Consider the following 19,302-nt stretch of genomic DNA (forward strand, 5'->3'; position numbering starts at 1 on the left):
CTGATGACGTCCCCAATCCAACCCGAGTTGTTTCATTTCCTGGAAGACCTCGCTGACAACAACAATCGGGATTGGTTTGCGGAGAACAAATCTCGGTACGAGGACGAAGTCCGCCAACCCGCACTCGAACTGATTCGCCAGCTCGCTGTCCCCTTGAAGCGATCCGCACCGATGCTTCGCGTGATCGACAAAACCCAAGGTGGTTCTCTGATGCGAATCTACCGCGACACACGGTTCAGCAAAGACAAGACGCCGTACAAGACAAACGTGGGAATCTCGCTGCGACACGATGCGTGCTTCACCGGAACCGTTTCCGATGACATCCACGCTCCCGGTGGCTATGTGCATTTGTCCGCTGAGGAATGCTTCGTCGGAATGGGTGCATGGCGGCCACAGCGTCAATCTTTGGCGGCAATCCGGGCTGCCATCGCGGAAGATCCCAAGGCTTGGCGACGCGCTCGTGATGCCAAGTCATTTCGCACGTCGTATGAGCTGGGCGGTGACCGATTGAAAACGTCTCCGCGTGACTATGACCGCGACCATCCGATGATCGAGGACTTACGGCGGATTGACTTCATCGGCATCGCGTCAGTGAAACGCAAAGAGATCACTGCCGATGATTCAGTGGCTCGGATCACTCAATTGATTCGTGACGCCAAGCCGTTCATGCGGTTTCTTTGCGACGCTGTCGACGTGCCTTATTGAATTCGATTTGTCACGCTTTTTAGATACGATTTTAGAAACTGGGGTTGCGACAGTTCTGACGGAAAGGCGATAGCTGATCCAACGTTGAATTTCTGAATCGTAGCACGTGGAGCGTTCTCAATGCCCCGTTTTGAAATGTCGCCTTTTTCGCGTCGACTCACAGTTTGTGTATGTTTGTTCGTCGGTAGCCAGTGCATGGTCGCCACGTCTGTCTCTGCACAAGGTGCGGAGCCGGGAGCCTTCTCCAAGATGGCTCAAACTCTCAATCCAGCGAACTGGAAGATGCCTTCGATGCCGAAGACTCCCAGTTTTCGCATGCCGACGTTCTTGGTTCCCAACGCCGATCAAGATCGGATTGTCGAACGCAAAGACGGTCTGATGACGGATGTCAAAAACACCGCGTCGGCATCGTGGCAGCGAACAAAAGAAACCTTCAATCCAGCTCGATTGAACCCGATGAACATGTTTGCCGGAGCGGGAACGGAAAAGGCTCCTGCGTCGGAATCGGATTCACCCGGATTCTTCAGTTCGATGTTTGGGGCTCCCAAAGCCGCAACCGGACCTGAAGAACGAGTTGCCAACGTCAACGATTTCCTCGGCCAGCAACGTCCCTGAGAATTCCTTTCTTGCGTGTCGGCTTGGTGTGGAGGATGATGGAGAAGACGGTTTCGGACTGGCTCTCTTCTCCTTTTGAAAACAATTTCTGATGGCACTGCCTCCCTGGACGGTGGATTTGTTGCGACGCGGCGTCGCCGATTTGGCTCGACAAGCGACGGACCCGGAAACCGCACAAAACCTCAAAGACCAAGCCAGCAAATTGGTCGAGGAACTGCCTCGTGTGGCTCGGGAAAAAGTGGACACGATCTTGAAGCAGGCTGAAGCGAGCGCCGCACCCTTTCGCGACGCTTGGTCCGGAGCGACGTCGTTTCAACGCCCGCAATCTCTGATCAACGGATCGGGAAACCTTTCGCACCCGCGTGGCAGCGGTGTTGCCGTGGACCCGTCGGTGTTGGCCGCCGCGGCACAGTATTTGATGGGTGATTGCAGTCTGCCTCACGACCAACGCAGCACCCAACCGGTCGAACGATTTCTGACGGACGGTTGTGGGACCGAGGTTCAAGTCCTCGTGGTCAATTCGTTTGACTCGGGATTGAGTTTGCTCGGCCAATGCGGGCGTCGAGCCGGACGCATTCTCGTGCCTCGTTGTTGTGCGGTCCCGTTGCGAGCGGGTGATCCGGCATGCTTGGCCGATGAGCTGCAACGTTGGACGGGAGGATCCGTTCGGGAAGTCGGAACGTCCGCCGGGATCACGGAAGCGGACTTGGCCGGTGCGATGGGTGGCTGCCCGAGTCGATCATTCGGTGGTCAGCGAACAACGACATTGGTGCGACTTCCGCTTGCATGCTGCACGCTGGATGCGGAGACGCGTCGCAATCACGGTGTTTCGGAAGTGGTAGTGGCGCCGACCGCGCGGCTGTTGGGAGGATCGTCGGAAAGCTGCTGCAGTGCCGCCGAATTGATCCGTAGCGGTGCCGATGGTGTGTTGATGGGTGGCAGTGTTCTGACGGGAACACCCGGCATGGGCATCTTGATTGGACGCACCGAATGGATGAAAGCGTGGGAAGAAGACCCACGAGTTTCGATGCTGCAAGCGCCCGATGCGATGATCGCGATGTTGAACGCGGCCGCGTTACTGGCTTGTGACAGTGGTTTGCCCGTGGACCGATTGATCTCGGCGAGCGAAAGCAATTTGCACGACCGAGCCGAGCGATTGGCAACTCAGTTGTCCGGGATTGACGGCGTGACGTCCGCGACGGTGACTCAAGAATCCGCAACGATGTCTGCCGAGTCCGGCAAGCTTCCATCGCGACAGGTTTTGGTGCGAGTCAACACGGCCAGCCCCGCGGTGATCGTCGAACGATTGACCAAGGGCGACACGTGTTTGTTGGTCGAACCTTCTGATGACGGCATCGCAATCGATCTGCGATGGATCACACCGGATCAACAAGCTCGGATCTCGCAGCTGTTTTCCGCCGCGATTCACTGAGTCGATCTTTGCCTCGCGATCGCGAGGCAATCGGAAGCACGCGGATACACTCAGATCAATCCGCTGAGTGTTTTCACTGACAAGGCGATCACGACGGCCAATCCGATCCAAGCCAGCACACGGATTGGCCAGGCGACGTCTTTGCGATCCAGCGTGTGCAATTGCCATACGATGACGCCGGCGAGCAGTGGAAAGCAAAGCACGGTGAGCGACTGTGCAATGACAATGAAGCTGACCAAATCCACATCAGTCAATGCGGCGAGGCTCGCGACCGCCCATCCCGCGAGCAGGGCCGCAATGGTTGCTCGCCGGACCGGTCGAGATGAGACTCGGCAATCCGTCCCAATCGCGTCGCAAAAGACGACTCCGCCAATCAAAGCGTTGACTAAGAACGAACTGGCCGCTCCCGCGAAAATTCCGATCGAGAAGACGATTCGGGCCCATGAGCCGAATAAGGGCTCAAGCGACAAGGCAACGACAGACGCGTCGGTCAAATCTTTTGGTGCGATGTTGCCGTGCAACGCAGTCGCTGCGGTGACATAAATCATTCCGGTGATCAAAGCCAAGGATGAAATTCCGACGAAGACGTCGAGAAATCCGGTGGAAAGGTTGTCCCGTTTCCAACCCTTCTCTTTGACTTGATAGGACTGGTAAAAGGCGCCCGCGACGGAAAACGTTGTTGCGACCAATGCCGCCATGCTCAACCAAGCGATCGAGGCGTTGTCGGAATTCGCAATCGCTTCGGAATCGCTGGCCAGCGCCGCGTCGGCTACTGGTGTCGGCAGGCTCGGGACCAATCCGCCGATCACTTCGCTCCAATCCGGTGCCGAAGCAAACATGCTGGCTCCAAACGACAGGACCATCGCACCGACGAGGAACGCCATCACTCGTTCAATCCATCGATATAAATCGCGGCGGCCCAGCCACACCAGTGCGATGATGGCTCCGTTGAACAGCAGCAATCCTGATGCACGTCCAAGTGTTGACCATTTGTTCACGGTGTCGTGACCGATGAATCCACTGACGGCCATCCACATCGCGTTGTTGTTCGATGCTTGGAACAACGTGATCGCGATCAGCAGGGAAAGTCCGACGATCCAGGCGGCCCACCGTCCAAATCGATCGGCAACCAAACCGCACAAAGTATTTTCTTTGCAAACGCCAACCGTCATCGCGGCGGCGGTCATCCCGATCATCAAGATTCCCGCGAGCGGAACAATCCAAAGCAAATCGAAGCCTTCTCCGCAGGCAACACGGCTGGCACTGACGATGCTTCCGGGGCCAAGAACGACCGCCGCGACGACGATTGCGGGTCCAATTCGGCGGTATCGTTTCCAACCACTCTCGTTTACTGCTACCGGCTGTGTCACAATGAAGCCTTGTCGAAGAACAAATGATTTGTTAGCCGCCACATGCGACCGCCAATGTTGAACAAGATCCTAGCCGCTGACCGCTTCGAAATGGGGCTGTGGGTTGGCCGAAATGCTGCCGACTCGATCCGAACGGCTCTGAATGAGTACGGTAATGCCAACATAGTGGTGGCAACCGGTGCTTCTCAATTTGAAGTTTTGTCGTCTTTGTCCGAGCAACCTGGCATCGATTGGTCGAAGGTGACCGGTTTTCATCTCGACGAATACGTCGGGGTTTCACCGGAACACCCCGCGTCGTTCTGCCGGTATCTGCGCGAACGCTTTGTCGAAAAAGTCTCGCCGGGTGCGTTTCACTATCTTCGCGGCGATGAAAATCCCACGGAAACGATGAAGCGTGTTGGTGATCTGCTGCGTCAAACCCGAATCGACGTGTCGCTGGTGGGAATTGGTGAGAACGCACACCTCGCGTTCAATGACCCGCCCGCGGATCTGGAGGCGACGGACCCTTATTTGTTGGTCGATTTGGACCAGCGTTGTCGTGAGCAGCAAGTCGGCGAAGGTTGGTTCTCGTCACTTGACGAAGTCCCAACGCAAGCGATCAGCATGTCGGTTCAACAGATTCTGAAATCACGTCAGATCTTTTGTTCCGTCCCCGACGCTCAGAAAGCGGAGGCGGTCGCCAGAACGTTGTCGGTAGTCAATGATCCGATGGTGCCCGCGTCAGCTCTGCACACGCATTCCAACGCGACGCTAATCATCGACATCGCGTCGTCAGCTCAACTCGATCGCGATCTTCGCAACTCGATGGAGCCTGGCAGTTGAGCTACGTCGATCTTCAGGTCAACGGCTATGCCGGCGTGGACTTCAATGGGAATGAACTTTCCACTTCGCAGGTTCAGCATGCTTGCCGTGCGATGCGTGACCACCAGGTGGACCGATGCTTGGCCACGGTGATCACCGATTCGATGGACGCCATGTGCGGACGAATCAGCCGTATCGCTGATGCGATTGATGCCGACGCCGACATCGCGAAAACGATCGCGGGAATCCATGTCGAAGGTCCGTTTCTGTCACCGTTGGACGGTTACGCGGGGGCTCATCCGAAGTCTGAGATTCGTGCGGCGAAGATCGAGGACGCTCAGCGTTTACTAGACGCCGGGCGAGGGCACGTGCGTTTGGTCACGCTTGCACCCGAGCAGGATCCGACGGGCGAAACAACGCGTTGGTTGCACCAGCACGGACTGATCGTTGCGGCGGGACACACCAACGCGAGCTTGAGTGAACTCGACGTCGCGATTGATGCTGGGCTGTCGATGTTCACTCATCTGGGCAATGCCTGCCCGTCGCAGGTTCCTCGTCACGACAATATTGTGCAGCGAGTCCTTTCGCGTTCATCCCGTTTGGCGATCAGCTTCATTGCCGATGGTTTTCACATTCCGATGATGGCCCTCGGCAACTATCTGCAGTGCGTGCCGGAAGAAAACATCGTGATCGTCAGTGACGCGATCAGTGCGGCTGGATTGGGACCGGGCACCTATGCTCTGGCGGGCCAGAACGTGCATGTCGATGACGACGGCGCCGCGTGGGCGGAGTGTCGAACTCACTTCGCCGGGTGTGCAACCTCGGTTCAAACCATGACCGAAAAACTACGCCAAGACCTGGGCATCGATGAAGCTCGTATCAAGGCGTGGACCCAAACCAATCCGGCAAGATTGCTGGATGAAGCTAGGTCGTGACCGCGAAAACGTTTCGCGGTTGGCAGACCGCGTTTACGATCGGACCACTTCGGGCGCGTTGATCAGTTGGGCGCCGTTGCCGTCATTGAAGTAAACCCGGTTCCGGCCCATGTTCTTCGCCGAGTAAAGGGCTTCGTCCGCCCGACGAACGATCGGACCGATGACCAAGTCTTCGTGAGGTGTGCTCAGCCCGACGCTCAATGTGACTTGCAGTTCTGCCGAGCCCGCTTCGATGGAATCGTTGGCGATACGATCTCGCAGTTTGTTGACCTTGTCGGCCGCGGCGCGGATCGGCAGATAAGTCAGGATGGCGAACTCTTCGCCACCAAAACGCGAGACGATCTCGGCGTCTTGCATGCCATGACCGAGTCGTTGTGAAATCTGTTGCAAGACGACATCGCCGATGGGGTGGCCATGCGTGTCGTTGATCATCTTGAAATGATCGATGTCCATAAGGATCAGCGTGAACGACTTGCCGCCAGCACGATAGGCGGAGAACATCTCGTCGAGCTTCTTGTCGAAGGCTCGACGGTTGAACAGGCCGGTCAATCCGTCCGTTCGAGCTTCGGTCAGGTAGGACTGAATTTGTTCCGTTTGTTCTTCGAGCTGTTGTTCGGCCGCTTCCAATCGCGTTTGCAGTTCGGTGTTGGTCGACATGATCTGGTTGATCAACGTCACCATGCGAGCGTCACTGGCTTGTTGGTTCTCATTTGCCCTGCCATTGCGAGCGGCGCCGGAACGCGATTGATGCAGACTGATCCGCATCGCGTCGCTGAGTTCACCCAGTTCGCTTTGGTAGTTCGAAACGTTCCCGGAATACTCGTTGGTCCATCGGGACAATCCTTCGAGTAAGCCCAACATACGTTGACGCTCGTCTTCTTGAATGATCGGGCCTTCCGGGATGGACTTCGTGACCTTGCGGCGACGTCGTCCAATGAAGTAACCGATTGCAATCAAAACCGCGGCAAAGAAGAAACCGGCGGCGATCAATGACGGGTTCACGGCAATGCGGAGGGTTACGAGGAAGCCCTCAGCGATCGCCGAAAGCTACGGTCAGGAAGTCAAACTGGACGTCGGATCATGCGATCCATTCGCGGAGACCGGAGGTGCGATCATCTCGCCGCGCGCTATCACAACGAGTCCACTGTCTGTCACTGTTAGCCCACGAGCACGATCCGCTGCCAGATCATATCCAATTTCTGTTTCTGGAGGGATGTGAACTCCCTTGTCGATGATCGCGCGTCGGATGCGGCTGTGTCGGCCCACGTTCACATCGTCGAACAGGATGCTGTCTTCGACTTGAGCATAGCTGTTGATGCGGCACCCCGTGCCAATGATGCTGCGCCGAACGCAACCGCCGCTGACGATCGCGCCTTGGCAGACGATTGAATCAAGGGCTTCGCCGCGGCGTGACGAGCGACCTTCGCTACCGAAGACAAACTTTGGCGGTGGCAATTGAGGTTGAAAGGAGCGAATCGGCCATTGGCGGTCGTACAGATTCAGCTGAGGATCGACGCCGACCAGGTCCATGTTGGCTTCGTAGTAAGCTTCCAACGTGCCGACGTCACGCCAATACGCATCGCGTTTGCGGTTCTCGTCGGTGAATGGGAACGCGAACACTTGGCTGTCTTTGATCGCGCCGGGAATGATGTTCTTGCCAAAATCGTGATCGCTGTCTGGCTGAGTCGCGTCGTCACACAGTCGTTCGAACAGGAACCGAGTGTTGAAAACGTAGATACCCATCGATGCCAAGCAGACATCGGGATCGTCAAGCGTTGGACGTGGGTTTTCCGGTTTTTCCTGGAATTCCACCAACCGATTGTCGGTATCCACCTGCATCACACCGAACTGTCTCGCTTCATCGCGACTGACACGCAGTGCGCCAACTGTGACATCGGCACCCTTACGATGATGGAAATTCACCATCGATTCGTAGTTCATTTTGTACAGGTGGTCGCCTGCCAAAATCACGACGTACTCGGGCGCCTCACGCTCGATCGCGTAAATGTTCTGATAGACCGCATCGGCGGTGCCTTGGTACCAATTGTCATCGATGCGTTGTTGCGGCGGCACAACGTCGATGAATTCCCCCAATTCGCGGCAGAAGTAATTTCGCCACGCGACGTTGATGTGTCGATCGAGCGACTGGGCTTTGTACTGCGTCAGCAACAGCAAACGCCGCATGTCACTATTCAGGCAATTGCTCAGCACAAAGTCGATGATGCGATAGGCACCACCGATGGGGACCGCTGGTTTCGCTCGGTCTCGCGTGAGCGGTTCGAGTCGTGAGCCACGACCTCCGGCCAGAATCACCGTTACTGTTTGTCGCATCATTGGATCGTGGTTTCCTACCTCGGTGGGCATGTTGGCACCCGCAACATGCGAAGACCGCATGCTAGCAAAGTCCCTTGAGGACTGTCGAGCGGAATTTAAGTTTCCCTCACCGGCTTCAAAGGGAGTTTCATGCGTCGATGCGGGGTTGTTTCTCTATCTTAACAGTCGCCGCTGCAACCACTTTCCCCGTTGCAGGTCGTTTGCGGCATTGGGGGCTCACGAACACTCTGCGTCAGGCGCCGCCGCAGTGGCGAACCGGGGTTGCCGACTCAGCACATATCGCGCCGCTGGGATCATGCACCGGCGGGCCGTGCCCCGAGACAGCACCGAACGTTTTCGCGAACTTGTCTCCGGTTCAAAGTGAACCAAACGGGCACCGTTCGCAGTAGTACTGCTCTCGAATTGTCATGGGAACGGTCTGGACTCGGATGCGTGCAACTCATGGCAAATGTTTGGAAGAGGTTGCGCGACGGTGCGTTGACTTCACCGCGGTACGAGCGAAATATCACTCACCCGACCATCCCCCTTTGGAGAAGACATTCACGATGCGAAATCAATGGAAACCAATCAGTTTTGCTCTGGGAAGTTTGTGGATAGCCACGCTGACCACCGCCGTGGTCGTGAGTTTGCCGGATGGAATGCAGTCGGACGCGATGGCAGATCAAACGACTCAGCGAACGGGCGCGATCGATCCGGGCCAAGGGTTGAACACGGCTCAAGATTTGTCCGCTTCGTTCCGGACGGTTGCCGAAGCGATGCGTCCCAGCGTCGTCAGCATCAGTTCCAAGACGACCGCTAAAGCGGTCAGCAACCAATTGCCGCCAGGATTGCGGAATCAGCTCCCGCCGGGATTGGAAGATTATTTCAGAGAACGTTCGCGGGGCGGTCAACGCATGCCCAGCCGTGAGGGTCAGGGCAGTGGAGTGATCGTGCGAGAGGACGGCTACATCCTGACGAACAATCACGTGGTGGAAGACGCTGATGAGGTGTTCGTCGAACTCAGTGACGACCGCCGTTTGCCGGCCGAAGTGGTGGGGACCGATCCGGAAACCGATTTGGCCGTTCTGAAAATTGAAGCTGACAACCTGCGAGCGATCGCGTTTGGCGATTCGGATGCAATTCAGGTCGGTGACTGGGTGCTGGCGATCGGCAGCCCGTTCGGTTTGGATCAAACCGTCACCGCAGGCATCATCAGCGGAAAGAATCGCAATCGCCGCATCGTAAACAACGGCGAGGGTTTCGAAGACTTCTTGCAAACCGATGCAGCCATCAACCCAGGCAACTCCGGCGGACCGTTGGTGAACCTGCGTGGCGAGTTGGTAGGTATCAACACCGCCATCCTTTCTCGCAGTGGTGCCAGCGCTGGAATCGGGTTCGCGATTCCTGTCACATTGGCTCGGCCGGTTTTGACATCGATCATCGAGTATGGGCAAGTTCGCCGCGGATTCTTGGGTGCCCAGGTTCGTGACGTGACGCCAGCTTTGGTCGACGAGATGGGATTGAGTGTTGACGATGGGGCACTGATCCAAGGCGTGTTGGACAAACAACCTGCCGCAAATGCAAACTTGCAACCTGGCGATGTCGTTGTCAGCGTGGACGGAAAGAAGGTCCGCAGCAGTTCGCAATTGGTCAACTACATCGCCAGCCGTCCTCCCGGTGCGAGCGTCGCGATGGTGATCAATCGTGATGGTGAAACGCTGAACAAGACGGTCAATCTGCAAGAACGAACCAGCGAAGCGATGGCGATGTTCAACGGCGGCAGCGTCTTGGGCGCAAAGCTTGAACCCATCACGCCCGAGTCCGCTCAACGCTACGGATACGCCGGGATGGATTCGGGGTTGATCGTTGTCAGTGTGGAGGACGGCGGCGTTGCGGCTGAGTCTGGATTGATGGCCGGTGATGTGATCGAGAGTGCCGGAGGCAACGCGGTCAACTCCGTGGCTGTCTTGCAGTCAGTGATTGCGGAAGCCAAACGCCAAGAGATTCCGTTGCGATTGATCATTCGCCGCGGGAACACTCGGATGATTGTTCCGTTGCAGTGATGAATGGACTATTGATCTGAACGGATGCATCGCCCATCGCGTTAATGCATTCGCTTTGTTCAGAGGAATGTCGTGCAAAGCGACGCGGATCGAATGAATGCAAACGGGCTGGTGGAAATCACCAGCCCGTTTTTGTTTATACTTCGCCTCATATCGCATTCTTCCGGCATCCAATCCATCAGCAGCTTTGCTCATGTCCAACGCGCCTCATTCGCCTTACACCCAACCCGTCCCCAACTCGCCTTCGAGTGGTGGTTCTTCGAAGAACACGGTCATCATCGTCGCGATCGTTTCGGTGACGATGCTGTTGATGTGCGGAGGTGTTTTGGGGCTCGGGTACTACGCGGTCGAACGGCTCGCGAAAGAAATCAATGCGGTCAACTATGACTACATGATCGATGACGAAGAAACCCCCGAGGCGTTGATGTTCGCGTTGTCTGAGAATGACACCCTTCGCGAGGAAGTCGGCGTAATTGAATCGATCGAATTCGCTGAAGAGCACAACGCTGACAATGCGATCTATGCCGAGAATTATTTTTATCGCGTGATCGGAACCGATGGAGAGGCCGTCATCCGTGCCGAACTCAGTGAGAAAGAAGACGTTTGGTTCAATCGCGTCGATTGGATTCCAGACGAAACAGATTTGTACGCTCGGGTGGAGTTGGAAACCATCCCGGTGCCGTTCGACTCGACCATGGCGCACTCCACCTATCGTTTGCTGAAAGACAACGAAACGATCCAAGACAAAGTCGGAACGATCAACTATGTCGGCTACGAATGGGAAATGACCGACGAATACACCGATGCGGAAGCGGCCAGCTATGTCTTCGTCGTTCGTGGCGACGCTGGTGAAACGAACGTCCGAGTCATGTTCAACGATTACGACTACGTGACGGTCGAGCGAATTGAACTGATGGAGGATCCGGAGAACCCAGTGCTTCTGTTCGGCGAACCGGAGGTAGGTTTGGAGATGGAGAAATCCGAGCCGTCGCCAATCAATCAAGATCTAGCTGAATCAGAAGCTGAGGTTGCTGACCCAGACAGTTCGGAAAATACCGAAGCCGGTGAGTGACACACCGTTGGCTTTCAAGGGGGGCTGTTTTCTTTGTGAGTCTGGTGTGGATTGGTTTTGCCACAGAGATCACCGAGTCCACAGAGATGGCGTTCGAGGCAGCGCGTCGGACCGGAACTACCACTCGCATCCCTCTGTGCACTCTGTGCACTCTGTGCACTCTGTGATCTCTGTGGCGAAAACTCAATCACGACTCAGTGAGAGTGTTTGTCTCTTCCGTCCGCCGGCGTTGCGATGGCTAGAGCGAAAGACGTTTGATTCCGTCCACCAAACGGGACTGGCCGAAGTTGATTGCATCGACGTCTTTCTGACGCTCGCAAGCCAAGTATCGCAGGCTGAGTTCGTGACAAAACGTTTCTTCGTCGATCGTCGCCAGCAACCCGGAGCACGATCAATTGCCACACCAATGATCGTCTCTGTTATTTCATCGCTCATTGGTTTTGCCACAGAGGGCACAGAGTCCACAGAGATGGCGTTCGAGGCAGCGCGTCGGACCGGAACAACCACGCGCATCCCTCTGTGCTTTCTGTGATCTCTGTGGCTAAAACTCAATCCTGACTCAGTGAGAGTGTTTGTCTCTTCCGTCTGCCGGCGTTGCGATGGCTGGAACGAAAAACGTTTGATTCCGTCCACCAAACGGGACTGGCCGAAGTTGATTGCATCGACGTCTTTCTGACGCTCGCAAGCCAAGCATCGCAGGCTGAGTTCGTGACAAAACGTTTCTTCGTCGATCGTCGCCAGCAACCCGGAGCACGATCAATTGCCACACCAATGATCGTCTCTGTTATTTCATCGCTCATTGGTTTTGCCACAGAGGGCACAGAGTCCACAGAGATGGCGTTCGAGGCAGCGTTTCGGACCGGAACAACCACGCGCATCCCTCTGTGCTTTCTGTGATCTCTGTGGCTAAAACTCAATCACGACTCAGTGAGAGTGTTTGTCTCTTCCGTCCGCCGGCGTTGCGATGGCTAGAACGACAGACGTTTGATTCCGTCCACCAAACGGGACTGACTGAAGTTGATTGCATCGACGTCTTTCTGACGCTCGCAAGCCAAGTATCGTAGGCTGAGTTCGTGACAAAACGTTTCTTCGTCGATCGTCGCCAGCAACCCGGAGCACGATCAATTGCCACACCAATGATCGTCTCTGTTAGTTCATCGCTCATTGGTTTTGCCACCGAGTCCACAGAGATGGCGATCGAGGCAGCGCGTCGGACCGGAACTACCACGCGCATCCCTCTGTGGACTCTGTGATCTCTGTGGCTAAAACTCAATCACGACTGAGAGAGAGTGATTCGTTCCTTCCGTCCGCCGGCGTTGCGATGGCTAGAGCGAAAGACGTTTGATTCCGTCCACCAAACGGGACTGGCCGAAGTTGATCAGAAGGGCTCGCTTCAGACCGGTTGCTCTCAGGTAAGAAAGCGTTTGGGCCGTTGCCACATCGGGCAATTTCTTCACTGCTTTCAGCTCCAGGACAACTTGCCCGTCGACCAGGATGTCTAGCTTCTGTCCTTTGATCGTTCTCCCTTTGTAAATCACATCGACGTCTTTTTGACGCTCGCATGCCAAGCCTCTCAGGCTGAGTTCGTGACAAAGGGCTTCTTCGTAGATCGACTCCAGCAACCCGGGACCGAGAATGCGGTGCACCTCAATTGCCGCACCGATGATCTTTTCTGTCAGTTCATCGCTCATTGCTTGATACCCTCCGAGATCCGCTTGCCTGCTTGTGGTTGCAAGAGCCTAGCGAAATTATTTTGTCACAGAGTTCACAGAGATGGTGTTCGAGGCAGCGCGTCGGACCGGAACAACCACGCGCATCCCCTCTGTGATCTCTGTGGCAAAAAACTCTTCGAGCGAAGAGCTGAAACAGCCAACAAGACCGAAGGCTCAGCCTTGGTAGGCGTTGGAGACGGCTTCGTGGACGATTTTTCCTGCGTGGATGTTGATCGCGGATTGCAGAGGGCCGGTGTCTTGGATGACACCGTCGATTCCCGAAGCAGCGACTTTCATCACCCAACGCATCGTGGCGTTGCACAACGCAAACGTGCTGGTCCGGCCGACTGCTCCGGGCATGTTCGCCACGCAGTAGTGGACGACCTCATCGATGATGTAGGTCGGTTCGCTGTGTGTGGTCGGACGGCTGGTTTCGATGCAGCCGCCTTGGTCAACCGCGACGTCGATCACGACCGCACCCGACTTCATGGTGCGAAGGTCTTCGGCACGCACCAAATTGGGAGCTCGGGCCCCAGGGATCAACACGGAACCGATCACCAAGTCGGCTCGTTCGAGTTGTTCGACGATGTTATGGCGATCGCTGTAGAGCGTGTTCACGTTGGCGGGCATCACGTCGTCGAGGTATCGCAAACGATCGAGGTTGACATCTAAAATCGCGACGTCGGCTTGGAAGCCGGCTGCGATTTTGGCCGCGTTGGCTCCCACCACACCGCCGCCCAGAATGGTGATGTGAGCGGGCGCGACACCGGGCACTCCGCCCAACAAAATGCCGCGTCCCATTTGAGGCCGTTCGAGAAACTTCGCTCCTTCTTGGATGCTCATCCGGCCTGCCACTTCACTCATGGGGGTCAGCAGAGGAAGCTGCCCCGATGCATCGCGAAGCGTTTCGTAGGCGAGGCAGGTCGCACCGCTATCGAGCATCGCTTTGGTGAGTGAATCGTCGGCGGCGAAGTGAAAGTAGGTGAACACCATTTGGCCAGACCGAATGAGCTCGTATTCTGACGGCTGGGGCTCTTTGACTTTGATGACCAAGTCCGCTCGCGCGAAAATGTCTTCGGCGGAGGCAACCAATTCGGCTCCGGCACGGAGGTAATCATGGTCGGGCAGTCCCGATCCCAAACCGGCCCCGGCTTGCACCAAAACGGTGTGACCGGCTTGCGTGAGTTCCGCGACCCCGACGGGCAGCATGCCAACACGGTATTCGTCGGTCTTAATCTCCGAGGGCACGCCAACAATCATGAGTCACTCTATTCGATGGAATTCGTTCAAAAGGGTTTGGTGAAGTTGGTCCGCCTCTTCGAGTCGCAAACGCACCACGTTGTTGAAGTCGTCGACATCGTCGGGCTTCAAATACAGGTGGCATCGATCATCGGAATCACTTGGCAACGAGGGGACGTCGGACCCGGCGTCTTCCGAGAGGACGTAAAACCATTCGTTGGTGGTGATCGCGATAGGAACATTGCGATGGTGGGTGATAACACGAGTTTCAGACGAAGGCGACGTGGTGTTTTCAGACAAAGATTCGTCGGGTTTGGATTCTTCCTTTGATGAGCCCCCAACGTTTTCGAAGACAAAACGTTCGGCTGGCATGAGGTCCCCACTCGGGTCGGCCAATCGGACGCCAATCGCTACCGCGACTTCATCAGCGGAAGCGACCATACGAGAGCGGAGCCCTGAGCCACCGGAGCAAATCAGCGGCACGTGCAGGTGACACGAACGCCACGGACCGGAGCGGTGTCCGATGCCACCGTTCTGCCCGAGTGCGAAACCGCTGGTCCCACCCAGCACGATTGTGTCAGTCGGTTCCAGCACCGAATCCAAGACATCAATCATCGCATCAACCAATTTGATTTGGCATCCGTAGGTTCGCATCCACGTTGTGATCCAATCCGGATCGTCGTTGGCGGTGATGCGATGGTCGGGCGGCGTGGTCGTTTCAACCATGAACGGCACTTCTTCGGCCGCGTTCTCGCCGTCGTCATCTGCGTCGGTGATTTCATGGCCGAGGTCTTCTTCATACTCGTCGGCGTAGTAGACCGGTTCGTCAGCAACCGAATCATCGCTAAGTTCTCGCGGTGCATCCCAACCATGCGTGAGAAAACGCGAGTGCAACCAAACCGAATCGCCTTGAGCCAATCGATCGGCAGCGACGGCGGTCAATCTTCCAATCGATGTGTCTTCGATTTCGATCGAAACGGTTTCGTCACCTGCGTCCTCATCGAGGTCGCTTTCCAACAAGACGATTTCTTCAAACACGGCCGCGGATTCGCGCTCCAGCAATCGTGGGTCGTCGGTGATCACGACGATTTCGCTGGCCCGCTGCGTCTTCGCCAATGTCCTTGCCCAGCGGTCCCATTGTTCCAGCGGATCCGTGACCGGAGTGATGGCTCGGTTCCATGTTGTTCCCTCGGCCGCCAAGCGATCGATGGCGGGAGTTCGATTCCAAGAGGACCCATAAGACGAGATCGCAGCGGGAGTGAATCCTTCCAGGGTGAAGATCAGCATGCGTTGCTTGGGGCCAAATTTGCGTTGGGTCAGAAAACGTGACGTAGGGTTCAGCGTGCAGTCTATCGCGGCACGGTCACTCTCAGAATGACAGGTGATCGGATTGTCGCGGTTGGATCGATTTTTCAACCACTCATCGAATACGCTCCGCAATGAATTCGGCTTCTCCCGTCAGTTCTTATCCCGAATCCTCGACCTCGACCGCCTCGGTTGTCGTGCCGCCGGCATCGAAAGAAGCCACCGGCAAATTTCAGTCCGGTCCGCGATTCGAGGCAACCGTTCTCACGGAATGCGATCCTTCGGTCGTCACGGCGCCACCCTGCGCCCGTGATACGGTGAGCGTTTGGGATGTTCCGTTTGATCGTTTGGATATGTGGCAATCGGTCGATGCGATTGATCAACTCATCGCCGCTCGAACACCTCAGTACGTGATCACGGCGAACCTGAACTACTGCATGCTGCATCATCGATCGCAGCAGCTTCAACAAATCACGCATCGCGCCGCGTTGGTGTTGGCTGATGGTCAACCGATTGTGGCACGCAGCAAATTGACCGATCGACCTTTGCCCGAGCGAGTCGCAGGTAGCGAGCTGATTGTTCACTTGTGTGGACGAGCCGCCCAACGTGGACACCGCGTTTACTTCCTCGGCGGAGAACCGGGTGTCGCCGACAAAGCGTCCAAGCGATTGAAAGCGATGTATCCCGGACTGCGAATTGCCGGATGTGAGTCACCTCCCTTCCGCAAATTGACAGCAGAAGAACAGTCCGCTCAAGACGCGAGAATTCGCGACGCAGGAACCGATCTATTGTTCGTTGCGTTTGGCCAGCCCAAGGGCGAACAATGGATCGCCGAACATTCCGCTCGCATCGGAGTGCCGGTCAGCATTCAGCTGGGTGCGTCGTTCGACTTCTTGGCCGGGACCGCGAAGCGAGCTCCAAAAATCTTCCAAAGCGTTGGTATGGAATGGGCCTATCGGATGCTCAGTGATCCAAAGCGTTTGGTGCCGCGCTACATGTCCAACATTGGTTACCTGTGTTCCGCATTGACAACCGATTGGAAGAACACGGTCAAGAGTTGGGGCATGACTTCCTAGACGAGCAGATTTTGTTCTGCGACTGAGGAAACAACGAATCCTTCCCGGACCGGGACCGGGATCAACCGCCGTTCGCGGTCACGATGCTTGGATCAGGCTGCCAGAGATACAGGAACGTTGGCATTGCACTGCGATCCAGTCCTGGCAATTGAATTGGCAGGATCGATGTCATCGGCACGTTGGGAGTGACATCAAACTCTGACATCGCTCGGTCGTTGTCTCGTCGTAGAAGCACGAGCGACGGGGAAGACGACAGACCCGCCATGCTTCCCGCCAACGCCACGGCGTCATCGAGGTAACCGGTTTGGTCGACGAGTCCCATGGTTTGGGCTCGCACTCCCGAGACAACCCGGCCATCAAACGGAATCAGATCGCTCGGATCTATTTCGGCTGCCTCATCCTCATCCGCCTCGCCGTCCGGTTTATCAGTGTCAATATCTTCAGCACTGCTGGTGACCACCAATCGCGAACCACGCGACGAGCGGACTTGTTCAATGAATCGATGGTGGAATTCATCAGCCATCGACTGCAGAAGATCGCGTTCTTCTCGCTGCATCATCCGTTCTGGAGATCCAACGTCGATCTTCTCACCGGCTTTGATCGGCAACGAGACGATGTTGAATTGGCCCAGCGTGTCTTCCATGTTGTAGTTGTTCAGGATGACACCGATTCCGCCGACAACTGACGTCGGATGCGCGACGATCGCGTCAGTGTGGGTGGCCAAGTAGTATGCGCCGCCGGTACCGGTGGTCATCAAGCACGCGACAATCGGAATGCCACGTTTTGCCTTGAGGTGTTGAAGTTGATGGGCCAGCATGTCCGAGGCGGTCACACCGCCACCGGGCGAATTGATTCGAAGAACGACGGCGGAGATTGTCGGGTCGGATTCGATCCAACGCATCTTTTCACGAAACAGCGAGACTGGGTTCTCACCCATCGATCCGAATCCACTGAGGTTCTGATCGATCAGCAACCCGTCGAGGTCGACGATTGCGATGCGAGAGTCGGATCCTGGTGAAGCCGTGCCGATCTCAATCGCACGTACCGGCGATGCCGTGTTGTCGGTCTTGCTGACCGTGGTCATCGTCCCGTTCATGTTGATGTCGCCATCGACACCCATTTGTCCGTTCACGCCCATGTCGCCGGCGATCCCCATGTTCCCGCCGACCAACGCTCGCACTGGATGCGAGCAACCGGCAAGAACCAACACGCAAATGACCAAACCAGCCAATCGGCTCGCGTGGAGCAGTGGCATGATCGAGGAACGACAACATTTTTCGCGGCGAGTCACTTGGAATCCAAACGCGATTGGATGAGCGAAGAAGGACGAGTGCAAAAGGCAGATCGCCTGTCTGATCGAATCGAACGTTTCGCTCGGGAGAATGAGTTCGATGCGTGCGACCGGCGTGAGACGCACAATGCGAAGAATCGTTGCAACCGTCAAAGTTGACGCTCCGCATCCGCGACAAACACCAGTTGAAACAACGTTCACGCCAGCGAAGTGAGCTATTGTTCGGCATGACCTTGCTTCTCATTCTGATTCTGTTGGCGATCATTCCTTGGTCGATCCCGTTGCTGCACGGCGCCCGTACTTGGGCGTTGGTGATGGCGGTGTTGTTTCTGGGGACGGTCTTTGGACCCGCGTTCTTCGCGTTCAATGGTTTCATTCAAATCAGTTTGGATCGATTGCTTTGGGCAGCAGTGGTGGGCATCGCTATCTTCCGCGTCTTGACCGGCGAAAACAAATTGCCTGCCGTGACCCGCACTGATGGCATTGTGATCGGTTTTGTTGCGGTGGGCCTGTTGAGTTGTTTGCGTTTCGGGATGTTCGGTGACGGGCAGCCACCCATCGCGAGATGGCTGTTCTACATGGCGATTCCCTGCAGCTTGTACGCTGTGATGCGGACATCGACCTTCACCAAGAAAGACATCCATCGGATCGTCACCGCAGTGATCGCACTTGGCGGATACCTGGCGTTCACCGGCGTGATGGAGATGTTGGACGTGCGAGCGTTGGTGTTTCCACGCTTTATCAACGATCCCGAAGTCTGGGAATTTTACGGACGTGGTCGAGGGCCTCTGCTCAATCCCGCCGGCAATGGAATTTTGCTGACGTTGGCTTTGGCCGCATGCGCCAGTCGCTTTCTTGAAAGCGGACGTCACGGCAAGGCTTGGTACGCGATTCTGTCGCTGCTGATGCTGGCTGGTTGTTACTCAACATTGACGCGAAGCGTCTGGCTGGGTGCGATCGCGGCGATCGGATGGATCGGAATGATCTATGTTCCCCGTCGTGTTCGAATCGTGGCACTTGCCGGCGTGGTCGTTTTCAGCGGTGCGATGGCGTTGGGGTTGAAAGACCAGATCATGAGCATGAAACGCGACAAAGCGTTGAGTGCCGCGGACGCTGCAAAGAGTGTTGAGTTGCGACCGCTACTGGCGCTGGTTGCTTACGAGATGTTCCTGGACCGACCGTTGGGTGGTCACGGGTATGGCAACTACTTCGATGCAGCGGAACCTTATCACGCGATTCGACGACATGGTGTGCCGCTGGAAAACGCACGGCCCTACATGCAACACAATGTCTTTTTGTCGACGCTTGTTGATCTGGGCTTGGTCGGATTCAGCCTGCAATTGCTGCTGCTGGTCGTTCTGTTCTGTTTGGCG

Annotated in this window: 17 protein-coding genes and 1 pseudogene; 9 read left to right on the forward strand and 9 right to left on the reverse strand. The window is 56.2% G+C overall.

From position 1 onward, the window contains the following. Positions 1 to 3: 3 nt before the first annotated feature. From CEE69_RS02955 to CEE69_RS02965, 3 genes are all read left to right on the forward strand, one after another. A complete protein-coding gene (locus CEE69_RS02955; RefSeq protein WP_099259279.1) occupies positions 4 to 705 on the forward strand; it encodes a DUF2461 domain-containing protein in 702 nt (233 codons plus the stop codon). A 195-nt stretch (positions 706 to 900) separates the two neighbouring features. Next, positions 901 to 1,320 carry a hypothetical protein gene (locus tag CEE69_RS02960; RefSeq protein WP_233214558.1) on the forward strand — a complete coding sequence of 140 codons (420 nt, stop codon included), beginning with the start codon at positions 901 to 903 and terminating at the stop codon, positions 1,318 to 1,320. Between the two features lie 91 nt (positions 1,321 to 1,411). Beyond that, positions 1,412 to 2,752 (forward strand): PLP-dependent aminotransferase family protein, encoded by a 1,341-nt coding sequence (locus CEE69_RS02965; RefSeq protein WP_099259280.1) that lies wholly within the window; start codon positions 1,412 to 1,414, stop codon positions 2,750 to 2,752. Positions 2,753 to 2,802: 50 nt separating this feature from the next. Here CEE69_RS02965 and CEE69_RS02970 read toward each other — a convergent pair whose 3' ends face one another. Then, positions 2,803 to 4,122: an NRAMP family divalent metal transporter gene (locus CEE69_RS02970; RefSeq protein ID WP_233214559.1), complete on the reverse strand. Its 1,320-nt coding sequence runs from the start codon at positions 4,120 to 4,122 to the stop codon at positions 2,803 to 2,805. Positions 4,123 to 4,176: 54 nt separating this feature from the next. Here CEE69_RS02970 and CEE69_RS02975 point away from each other — a divergent pair, with 54 nt between their 5' ends. Continuing rightward, complete coding sequence (locus tag CEE69_RS02975; protein ID WP_099259672.1) at positions 4,177 to 4,944, forward strand: glucosamine-6-phosphate deaminase; 768 nt, start codon at positions 4,177 to 4,179, stop codon at positions 4,942 to 4,944. Next, positions 4,941 to 5,858: an N-acetylglucosamine-6-phosphate deacetylase gene (locus CEE69_RS02980; RefSeq protein ID WP_099259282.1), complete on the forward strand. Its 918-nt coding sequence runs from the start codon at positions 4,941 to 4,943 to the stop codon at positions 5,856 to 5,858. Before CEE69_RS02975 ends, CEE69_RS02980 begins: the two co-directional genes overlap by 4 nt. A 33-nt stretch (positions 5,859 to 5,891) precedes the next feature. Here the strand turns inward: CEE69_RS02980 and CEE69_RS02985 are convergent, their stop codons facing one another. Continuing rightward, entirely contained in the window at positions 5,892 to 6,860 is a 969-nt protein-coding gene (locus CEE69_RS02985) for a GGDEF domain-containing protein (protein WP_099259283.1), read from the reverse strand. Positions 6,861 to 6,911: 51 nt separating this feature from the next. Beyond that, positions 6,912 to 8,252 (reverse strand): glucose-1-phosphate adenylyltransferase, encoded by a 1,341-nt coding sequence (glgC, locus tag CEE69_RS02990; RefSeq protein ID WP_099259284.1) that lies wholly within the window; start codon positions 8,250 to 8,252, stop codon positions 6,912 to 6,914. A 347-nt stretch (positions 8,253 to 8,599) separates the two neighbouring features. Between glgC and CEE69_RS02995 the strand changes: the two genes are divergently transcribed. Both CEE69_RS02995 and CEE69_RS03000 read left to right on the forward strand, forming a co-directional pair. Beyond that, on the forward strand, positions 8,600 to 10,234 hold the full coding sequence (locus tag CEE69_RS02995; protein WP_099259285.1) for a Do family serine endopeptidase: 1,635 nt from the start codon (positions 8,600 to 8,602) through the stop codon (positions 10,232 to 10,234). A gap of 193 nt (positions 10,235 to 10,427) precedes the next feature. After that, positions 10,428 to 11,306 carry a hypothetical protein gene (locus CEE69_RS03000; protein ID WP_099259286.1) on the forward strand — a complete coding sequence of 293 codons (879 nt, stop codon included), beginning with the start codon at positions 10,428 to 10,430 and terminating at the stop codon, positions 11,304 to 11,306. Between the two features lie 238 nt (positions 11,307 to 11,544). Here the strand turns inward: CEE69_RS03000 and CEE69_RS03005 are convergent, their stop codons facing one another. The 5 genes from CEE69_RS03005 to CEE69_RS03030 all read right to left on the reverse strand — a co-directional run bounded on the left by CEE69_RS03005 (position 11,545) and on the right by CEE69_RS03030 (position 15,673). Then, positions 11,545 to 11,685, reverse strand: coding sequence for a hypothetical protein (locus CEE69_RS03005; RefSeq protein WP_233214561.1), 141 nt, complete (start codon positions 11,683 to 11,685; stop codon positions 11,545 to 11,547). A gap of 589 nt (positions 11,686 to 12,274) precedes the next feature. After that, a complete protein-coding gene (locus tag CEE69_RS03015; protein WP_233214562.1) occupies positions 12,275 to 12,415 on the reverse strand; it encodes a hypothetical protein in 141 nt (46 codons plus the stop codon). Positions 12,416 to 12,631: 216 nt separating this feature from the next. Then, on the reverse strand, positions 12,632 to 12,997 hold the full coding sequence (locus CEE69_RS03020) for a GxxExxY protein (RefSeq protein WP_099259287.1): 366 nt from the start codon (positions 12,995 to 12,997) through the stop codon (positions 12,632 to 12,634). Between the two features lie 195 nt (positions 12,998 to 13,192). Then, a complete protein-coding gene (gene ald, locus CEE69_RS03025; RefSeq protein WP_099259288.1) occupies positions 13,193 to 14,278 on the reverse strand; it encodes an alanine dehydrogenase in 1,086 nt (361 codons plus the stop codon). Positions 14,279 to 14,281: 3 nt separating this feature from the next. Further along, positions 14,282 to 15,673, reverse strand: a complete 1,392-nt coding sequence (locus CEE69_RS03030; protein ID WP_233214563.1) for a sulfatase — start codon at positions 15,671 to 15,673, stop codon at positions 14,282 to 14,284. A 23-nt stretch (positions 15,674 to 15,696) separates the two neighbouring features. On the opposite strand from CEE69_RS03030, the gene CEE69_RS03035 reads away from it, so the two are divergent. Further along, on the forward strand, positions 15,697 to 16,638 hold the full coding sequence (locus CEE69_RS03035) for a WecB/TagA/CpsF family glycosyltransferase (RefSeq protein WP_099259289.1): 942 nt from the start codon (positions 15,697 to 15,699) through the stop codon (positions 16,636 to 16,638). A gap of 61 nt (positions 16,639 to 16,699) precedes the next feature. Here the strand turns inward: CEE69_RS03035 and CEE69_RS03040 are convergent, their stop codons facing one another. Further along, positions 16,700 to 18,055: a S49 family peptidase gene (locus CEE69_RS03040; RefSeq protein ID WP_390179958.1), complete on the reverse strand. Its 1,356-nt coding sequence runs from the start codon at positions 18,053 to 18,055 to the stop codon at positions 16,700 to 16,702. A 779-nt stretch (positions 18,056 to 18,834) separates the two neighbouring features. On the opposite strand from CEE69_RS03040, the pseudogene CEE69_RS33055 reads away from it, so the two are divergent. After that, positions 18,835 to 19,206, forward strand: a pseudogene (locus CEE69_RS33055) (O-antigen ligase family protein); the annotation flags it as partial. Positions 19,207 to 19,302 lie beyond the last annotated feature (96 nt).

Source organism: Rhodopirellula bahusiensis, assembly GCF_002727185.1.
GTDB lineage: Bacteria > Planctomycetota > Planctomycetia > Pirellulales > Pirellulaceae > Rhodopirellula > Rhodopirellula bahusiensis.

Bases quoted from the DNA above. Each gene is read 5' to 3' on its own strand.
- CEE69_RS02955 (WP_099259279.1), top strand. From the start codon at position 4: ATGACGTCCCCAATCCAACCCGAGTTGTTTCATTTCCTGGAAGACCTC.
- CEE69_RS02960 (WP_233214558.1), top strand. From the start codon at position 901: ATGGTCGCCACGTCTGTCTCTGCACAAGGTGCGGAGCCGGGAGCCTTC.
- CEE69_RS02965 (WP_099259280.1), top strand. From the start codon at position 1,412: ATGGCACTGCCTCCCTGGACGGTGGATTTGTTGCGACGCGGCGTCGCC.
- CEE69_RS02975 (WP_099259672.1), top strand. From the start codon at position 4,177: ATGTTGAACAAGATCCTAGCCGCTGACCGCTTCGAAATGGGGCTGTGG.
- glgC (WP_099259284.1), bottom strand. From the start codon at position 8,252: ATGCGGTCTTCGCATGTTGCGGGTGCCAACATGCCCACCGAGGTAGGA.
- CEE69_RS02995 (WP_099259285.1), top strand. From the start codon at position 8,600: ATGGGAACGGTCTGGACTCGGATGCGTGCAACTCATGGCAAATGTTTG.
- CEE69_RS03000 (WP_099259286.1), top strand. From the start codon at position 10,428: ATGTCCAACGCGCCTCATTCGCCTTACACCCAACCCGTCCCCAACTCG.
- CEE69_RS03020 (WP_099259287.1), bottom strand. From the start codon at position 12,997: ATGAGCGATGAACTGACAGAAAAGATCATCGGTGCGGCAATTGAGGTG.
- ald (WP_099259288.1), bottom strand. From the start codon at position 14,278: ATGATTGTTGGCGTGCCCTCGGAGATTAAGACCGACGAATACCGTGTT.
- CEE69_RS03035 (WP_099259289.1), top strand. From the start codon at position 15,697: ATGAATTCGGCTTCTCCCGTCAGTTCTTATCCCGAATCCTCGACCTCG.